Below are 7,544 nucleotides of genomic sequence, written 5' to 3' on the forward strand. Positions count from 1 at the left end.
CCACAAATGGCCAAGGCATTTGCGTCCCAGGGGGACATGTCGGAAAAGAAAATCTCGTTCACCGAGGTAGGAGACGGGCTTTATGCCTTTACCGCCGAAGGAGATCCGAATTCGGGCGTCATCATCGGTGATGACAGTGTCATGATTGTCGAGGCACAGGCGACGCCCCGTTTGGCCAACAAGGTAATCGAATGCGTGCGCTCGGTCACCGACAAGCCGATCACGCATGTGGCGCTGACCCATTATCACGCCGTCCGTGTTCTCGGTGCCAGCGCCTTTGGGGCGCAGCAGATCCTGATGTCAGACATGGCCCGCGCGATGGTGGTGGAACGGGGACAGGAAGATTGGGACAGTGAGTTCCAGCGTTTCCCGCGCCTGTTCGAAGGGCACGAAAGCATTCCCGGTCTGACTTGGCCCACGACCACGTTCAGCGACACCATGACGGTGTATCTGGGCAAACGTCGGATTGACCTGATGCATCTGGGCCGCGCACATACAGCAGGCGATATCGTGATCCATGTACCCGATCAGAATGTGATGTTTACCGGTGACATCGTCGAGTATCACTCGGCCTGCTACTGCGGCGATGGGCATTTCGGCGACTGGGGCGATACACTGGATGAGATCAAGTGGTTTGATGTCGACGCCATTGCGCCAGGCCGTGGCGATGCCCTGGTCGGCAAGGACATGGTCAATGCAGCCATCGAAAACACCCGCGATTTTGTCGACAGCACCTATCGTCCGGCAGCCAAGGTTGCGGCGCGCGGAGGAAGCCTGAAGGAAGCATGGAACGCGGTGCGCGCCGAATGCGACCCGAAATTCGCCGATTACGCGATCTATGAACACTGCCTGCCCTTCAACGTCGCCCGTGCCTATGACGAGGCCCGCGGGATCGACACCCCGCGCATCTGGACCGCCCAACGAGATCTGGAGATGTGGGAAGCCTTGCAGAGTTAAGGACATACGGTCGCATTTGATCCAGATCGTTTTTCGCAGGACGGATTGGTGAGACCCTGGGATCGGGACCACTGAGCCTGAACGGCTGGTGGAAAGGACCCTCAGCGCAGCGCAATGGGAGAGCCCCATGAACAAGATCTTCGAAATATCGCTTTACGCCTACGCGCGAAATCCCGATCAGGACGCCGTAGCCCCAATACGCCACAAGGTGATCGTCATCGGCGCCGGGCCAATCGGCTTGGCCACAGCTATTGATCTGGCACAACAGGGCGTTGAGGTTGTCGTTCTGGACGAAAATGACAAGGTCAGCTTTGGCAGCCGGGCCATCTGTTTTTCACAGCGCACGCTGGACATAGCCGACAGGCTTGGATGCGCAGAGCCCTTGGTCCGGAAAGGTGTTCTTTGGGATACCGGCAAGGTCTTTTTCGACACAAGACAGATCTATGAATTCAATTTGCAGCCAGAACAAGGCTATGCCAATCCGGCATTTATCAATCTGCAGCAATATCACCTAGAACAGATCCTTGTGGACCGCTTGCGCGCACTCCAAGCTGAAGGCGCGCCAATCGATATTCGCGGCCGCAATAGGGTCGAGGCGATCGGCACCCATGAGGACCATGTCACGCTTGAGGTAGAGACCCCCGAAGGCCCCTACAACATCGAAGCCGACTGGTTGATCGCCTGTGACGGCGCGCACTCTCCGGCCCGCAGGATGCTCGGGTTGGATTTCGACGGGCGCGTGTTCGAAGATAACTTCCTGATAGCTGATGTCGTGATGGAGGCTGACTTTCCTTCCGAACGCTGGTTCTGGTTTGATCCACCGTTCAACAGGGGGCAATCCGCCCTGCTGCACAAACAGCCCGACAATGTCTGGCGCATTGACCTGCAACTGGGGTGGGATATCGACAAGGAACGGGAAAAACGGCCCGAGAATGTGATCCCGCGCCTCAAGGAGATGCTGGGCGAAGATGTCGAATTCGATTTGGAATGGGTCTCGATCTATACCTTCCAGTGTCGCCGGATGGAGCGATTCCGGTATGGCCGGGTCTTGTTTGCCGGCGACAGCGCCCATCAGGTTAGCCCGTTTGGTGCGCGTGGGGCCAATTCGGGTGTACAGGATTCGGACAACCTGAGTTGGAAGCTGAAGCTGGTTATCGACGGAAAAGCGCCCGATTATTTGCTGGATAGCTACAGCCATGAACGGGTGCAGGCCGCTGATGAGAATATTGCCTATTCCAGTCGCTCGACCGACTTCATCACGCCGAAATCCCAGATGTCCCGCTTGTTGCGCGACGCCGTTCTGGACCTGGGCGAGCACTACGAATTCGCGCGCCCTCTGGTGAATTCCGGCCGTCTGAGCACACCTTGTACCTATGCGGGCTCGTCGTTGAATTCCGCAGATGCGCTGAACGGGCCAGATTTCACCCGTCCCGGCGCAGCGTGCCCGGATGCCCCCCTCGGCGCCGCATTTCTGCTGCCGAAACTCGCGGGCAAGTTTACCCTTTTGACGATTGACGCCGACGCACCAGACACTCTTGAGGAAGACGGGGTTCAGGCAACCCGCTTGGCGTTGTCGGTTAAGGACGATCCGACCCTGGCGCTCAAGCGCCGCTATCTGGGGGATGCCACCAGCGCGGTTTATCTGATCCGTCCCGATCAACACGTGGCCGCCCGCCGTGATACGTACGAAGAAAACGCATTCCGGCAGGCGATCCGCAGGGCCACCGGTAAGGAGTAAGCGAGATGACCCAACTGATCCTCACACCTAATCTGGACAATGCAGATGATTTCTATTTTGAACTGATCGCTGCCCATGACGGGCTGGATAAATCCGACAGCGACGCGCTGAATGCGCGGCTGGTACTGGTGCTAGCCAACCATATCGGAAATGCCGAGGTGTTGTCTGAAGCCCTGAAAGCCGCCAAGCTGAACGAGAATTGACGTAAACAGGAGGCCAGCGATGAGTGGCGTAGTTCTGTATGATTATTGGCGCTCGTCGGCCAGCTACCGGGTGCGGATCGCGTTAAACTTGGCTGGCATCACCTATCGTGCGGTGTCTGTCGATCTTGTCGCCGGAGATCACAAATCTGATGCGCATCTGAGGCGCAACCCTCAGGGGCTGGTTCCTGTGCTTGAGATTGACGGGCTGCGGCTGACGCAATCTTTGGCAATCATCGACTATCTGGACATGACGCGGGGTCTGGGGTTGCTTCCTGCGGAACCCGGTATTCGCGCACAAGCACTGGCGCTGGCACAAACCATCGCAATTGATCTTCACCCAGTCTGCAATTTGTCAGTCGCACGCCATGCAACCGCGCTCAGTGGGAATGCGGAAGGTATGCCTGGCAAATGGATGAACCATTTCATACGACCGGGTCTGCTTGCGTTCGAAGCCCAGTTGGGCGGTTTCCAACAGACCCCCTATTGCACTGGGCCGCAGCCAGGGCTGGCTGATCTGTGCCTGGTCCCACAGATGTACAATGCCCGCCGCTATCAGGTCGATCTGACCGACCTGCCCCGTATTCTGGGCGTAGAGGCCGCCTGCGCCAAACACCCAGCCTTTGCCGCAGCGTATCCCGATCAACACGCCCCCACCTGATCCTCTGCACAGGGTCTGTGTGCCGATGCGAATGGGAATTGCCTGACCCCTGCCTTACGTTCTTCAAAACAAAATGCAGGAGGCCCCAATGCCCGAAATCATCGGCTATCACGCCCATGTCTATTTCGATGCAGAAACGCAGGATACCGCCCGGCAGCTCTGTGAAGAAGCAGTGCGCCTGTTCCCAGTTGCAATGGGGCGGATGCACGCCCGCAATGTAGGCCCACATCCAAGGTGGAGCTGCCAGTTGGGCTTTGCAGCCGACGCATTTGATCAGGTCATTCCCTGGCTGACGCTGAATCGGCAAGGGTTGACGATATTCACCCATCCCGAAACCGGCGAGCATCTGGCAGACCACCGCGACCGCGCCATTTGGATGGGTGAGATGCTGGATCTGGATCTGTCGATCTTCGACCAGCTTTAACCCAACGCCTTCGCCTGATCTCTCAGCTTGAACTTCTGAATCTTGCCGGTCGAAGTCTTTGGCAAAGGACCGAAGACCACCGTCTTAGGCACCTTGAAATGGGCCATGTTGTCCCGGCAGAACGCGATGATCTCTGCTTCTGTCGCTTGCCCATCTGGTTTGAGTTCAACAAAGGCGCAGGGTGTTTCGCCCCATTTGTCATCGGGGCGGGCGACCACGGCGGCCTCCATCACGGCGGGGTGCTTGTACAAGATATCCTCAACCTCAACCGATGAGATATTCTCACCTCCCGAGATGATGATATCTTTGGACCGGTCCTTGAGTGCGACATATCCATCCGCATGCATCACCCCAAGATCGCCCGAGGCGAACCAGCCGCCCCGGAACGCCTTGTCCGTGGCATCGGAGTTTTTGAGATAACCTTTCATGACAACATTGCCCTGCATGAAAATCTCACCCAGCGTCTCGCCATCCGCAGGCACGGGTTCCAACGTATCCGGGTCGGCCACCATAAGGCCGGACAGGGCCGAATACCGCACACCCTGACGAACCTTCAAAGCGGCGCGTTCTTCGCCTTCTTTGCTGTTCCATTCATCCTTCCAGGCGCAGACCACGGACGGACCATAAGTCTCGGTCAGGCCATAGACATGGGTAACTTCGATCCCCATATCCTCCATCTTCTTAACCACAGCGGCCGGAGGTGGTGCGCCTGCGGTCATCACTTTGATCTCGTGATCGAAATCCTTAAGGTTATCAGGCGCGTTGGCCAACATGTTCAGAACAATCGGCGCACCGCAGAAATGCGTGACCTTCTCATCCCGGAAGGCGGCATAGATCGGCTCATCCCGCACCGCCCGCAGGCACACCGAGACCCCTGCATTTGCCGCCATGGCCCAAGGGAAACACCAGCCGTTGCAGTGGAACATCGGCAAGGTCCACAGATAGACTGAATGCCGGGGCATGCCCCAGTCCAGCAGATCAGATTGGGCATTCAGGGACGCACCGCGGTGATGATACACAACCCCTTTTGGATTGCCTGTGGTGCCCGAGGTATAATTCAGCGTGATCGCATCCCATTCATCCGCTGGCAGGGACCATGCGAACTCGGGATCGCCTTCGGCCAAGAGCGCATCGTAAGTCAGACTGCCCTGTTTCTCGCCACCATCAAAGCTGGGATCCTCGATATCGATGACGAGAATATCGTGATCAACCTGTTCCAGTGCGTCTTGCACAACCGTAGAAAATTCCGGATCGACCAGCAGCACCTTGGTTTCCGCATGGTTCAGGATGAAGGCAATGATCGGCGCGTCCAGCCGGGTGTTAATCGCGTTCAGCACGGCGCCGGCCATGGGAACGCCAAAATGGGCCTCGTACAGTTCGGGGATGTTTGCTGCGATGATCGAAACTGTATCTCCTCGCCCTATTCCACGCCTATCCAGAGCGCTCGCCAGTCGACGACAACGGGTATAGGTTTCGGCCCAGGAATACCGGCGGACGCCATAAACAACTGACGGGTAATCAGGGTAGACCTGCGCCGTCCGTTCGATAAAGCTTAGCGGTGACAGCGGCGTATAATTCGCCTGACATTGATCCAAGTGGCGTTCATATATGTTGGCCCCTGTCATCTGCGGATCCTCCCAAATCGCAAGTTGCGCGAATTGAACACAAACATGGTCCCATGACAAACCCGTAGAAATACGGGCTGAGGCGGCCAAATAACTGTGCTGTGCCCGACTGGCGATACCAACCTACCCGATCTGGCCCTATCTTGTACTGGCCATTCACGCTGATCTGAGCCATCGAATATACAAGCCGAGGCGACACCGCCTCTGTAAGATGTGCACACGCTAATTTTGAAAGGACATGTCATGGACGGCACGTTCAACGAAAACGATCTTTCCCGCGTCGTCGAAGCCGACCGCGCCCATATTTGGCACCACTTGATCCAGCATAAACCCTTTGAAACCAACGACCCGCGCATCATTGTCGAAGGTAAGGGCATGCGTGTCTGGGATCAAAAAGGCAAAGAGCATCTGGACGCTGTATCGGGCGGCGTATGGACTGTGAATGTCGGCTATGGCCGCGAATCGATCTGTAAGGCGGTTTACGACCAGCTGATGAAGCTGTGCTATTTCGCCAACTCGGCGGGCTCGATCCCAGGTGCTTTGTTCGCCGAAAAGCTGATCGAGAAAATGCCTGGCATGAGCCGCGTGTATTACACCAACTCGGGCAGCGAGGCGAATGAGAAGGCGTTCAAGATGGTTCGCCAAATCGCCCACAAGAAATACGGTGGCAAGAAGACCAAGATTTTGTACCGTGACCGCGACTATCACGGCTCGACCCTGGCAGCGATGTCGGCAGGTGGTCAGGACGAGCGCAACGCGCAGTACGGGCCTTTCGCCCCCGGTTTCATCCGCGTGCCGCATTGCATGGAATACCGCAAGCACGAGCTGGACGGTGCGCCCGAAGAGAATTTCGGCGAATGGGCCGCGGATCAGATCGAAGAGGTGATCCTGCGCGAAGGCCCGGATACGGTTGGCGCCCTGTGCCTTGAGCCCGTGACCGCAGGCGGCGGCGTGATCGAAGCGCCCGAGGGTTATTGGCAGCGTGTGCAGGAGATCTGCAAGAAGTACGACATCCTGCTGCATATCGACGAGGTCGTCTGTGGCGTTGGCCGCACCGGTACCTGGTTCGGGTATCAGCAATATGGTGTGAAGCCGGATTTCGTGACCATGGCCAAGGGTGTCGCCTCGGGCTATGCCGCCATCGCCTGCATGGTAACTACTGAGGAAGTCTTTGACATGTTCAAAGAAGACGCCTCGGACCCGATGGGCTATTTCCGCGACATCTCGACCTTTGGGGGCTGCACCGCCGGTCCAGCGGCCGCGATCGAGAACATGCGGATCATCGAGGATGAGAACCTGCTGGCCAACTGTGTCGCTATGGGTGACCGGATGACGGGCAACCTTCAGGCGCTGATGGAAAAGCACAAGGTCGTCGGCGACGTCCGCGGCAAGGGCCTGTTCCTGGGTGCTGAGCTGGTCGCAGACCGCGCGTCCCGTGAGCCAGTTGATGAGAAGCTTGCCCAGGCCGTTGTGGCCGACTGCATGGCGCAAGGCGTGATCATCGGCGTCACCAACCGCTCGGTCCCCGGTCGGAACAACACTCTGTGCTTCTCACCAGCGCTGATTGCCACCGCGGATGACATCGACCAAATCACCGATGCTGTCGATGGCGCACTGGGGCGTGTATTCGGCTGACACCGTTAGCAGTCTCTTAGGATGAGACTATGAAAACCGGCGCTGCTTGCGTCGGTTTTTTCTCAATACGGATGCCCGAACCCTCAATATGCGACCGGATGCTCCCGCTCAGTGCTGAATGTCGGTGGCCCGGGTTGTAGAATCCGTTGATGTATTCTTTGAGCGTAAGCGGTGCAACTGACCCCCGAATTAGCCCCTGATCTGCCTCTTGTTTCCATTGCATATTGTCTAGGGTCAGGACCCATTGATTTCCGTTTTGCGGCGTGATTCACGGTTCAAAAACGAGCGGTGAACATGTCTGATC

Annotated in this window: 7 protein-coding genes; 6 read left to right on the forward strand and 1 reads right to left on the reverse strand. The window is 57.4% G+C overall.

The window, feature by feature from the left end:
- Window positions 1-6 precede the first annotated feature (6 nt).
- The 5 genes from AC2FIM_RS17265 to AC2FIM_RS17285 all read left to right on the forward strand — a co-directional run bounded on the left by AC2FIM_RS17265 (window position 7) and on the right by AC2FIM_RS17285 (window position 3,980).
- On the forward strand, window positions 7-957 hold the full coding sequence (locus AC2FIM_RS17265; protein WP_271951490.1) for an MBL fold metallo-hydrolase: 951 nt from the start codon (window positions 7-9) through the stop codon (window positions 955-957).
- 127 nt (window positions 958-1,084) lie between these two features.
- Complete coding sequence (locus AC2FIM_RS17270) at window positions 1,085-2,695, forward strand: FAD-dependent oxidoreductase (RefSeq protein WP_496708281.1); 1,611 nt, start codon at window positions 1,085-1,087, stop codon at window positions 2,693-2,695.
- A 5-nt stretch (window positions 2,696-2,700) separates the two neighbouring features.
- Window positions 2,701-2,898, forward strand: a complete 198-nt coding sequence (locus AC2FIM_RS17275) for a DUF2783 domain-containing protein (protein WP_271951493.1) — start codon at window positions 2,701-2,703, stop codon at window positions 2,896-2,898.
- Between the two features lie 19 nt (window positions 2,899-2,917).
- Window positions 2,918-3,556, forward strand: a complete 639-nt coding sequence (gene maiA / locus AC2FIM_RS17280; RefSeq protein ID WP_271951495.1) for a maleylacetoacetate isomerase — start codon at window positions 2,918-2,920, stop codon at window positions 3,554-3,556.
- Between the two features lie 88 nt (window positions 3,557-3,644).
- On the forward strand, window positions 3,645-3,980 hold the full coding sequence (locus AC2FIM_RS17285) for a DOPA 4,5-dioxygenase family protein (RefSeq protein ID WP_142639094.1): 336 nt from the start codon (window positions 3,645-3,647) through the stop codon (window positions 3,978-3,980).
- Here the strand turns inward: AC2FIM_RS17285 and AC2FIM_RS17290 are convergent.
- Entirely contained in the window at window positions 3,977-5,605 is a 1,629-nt protein-coding gene (locus AC2FIM_RS17290; RefSeq protein WP_496678703.1) for an acyl-CoA synthetase, read from the reverse strand. The two genes, AC2FIM_RS17285 and AC2FIM_RS17290, sit on opposite strands and share 4 nt — an antisense overlap.
- Window positions 5,606-5,848: 243 nt before the next feature.
- Between AC2FIM_RS17290 and AC2FIM_RS17295 the strand changes: the two genes are divergently transcribed.
- Window positions 5,849-7,240: an aminotransferase family protein gene (locus AC2FIM_RS17295; protein ID WP_142639090.1), complete on the forward strand. Its 1,392-nt coding sequence runs from the start codon at window positions 5,849-5,851 to the stop codon at window positions 7,238-7,240.
- The last annotated feature ends 304 nt before the right edge of the window (window positions 7,241-7,544 follow it).

It is taken from the genome of Ruegeria sp. CDSC052 (genome assembly GCF_059610685.1).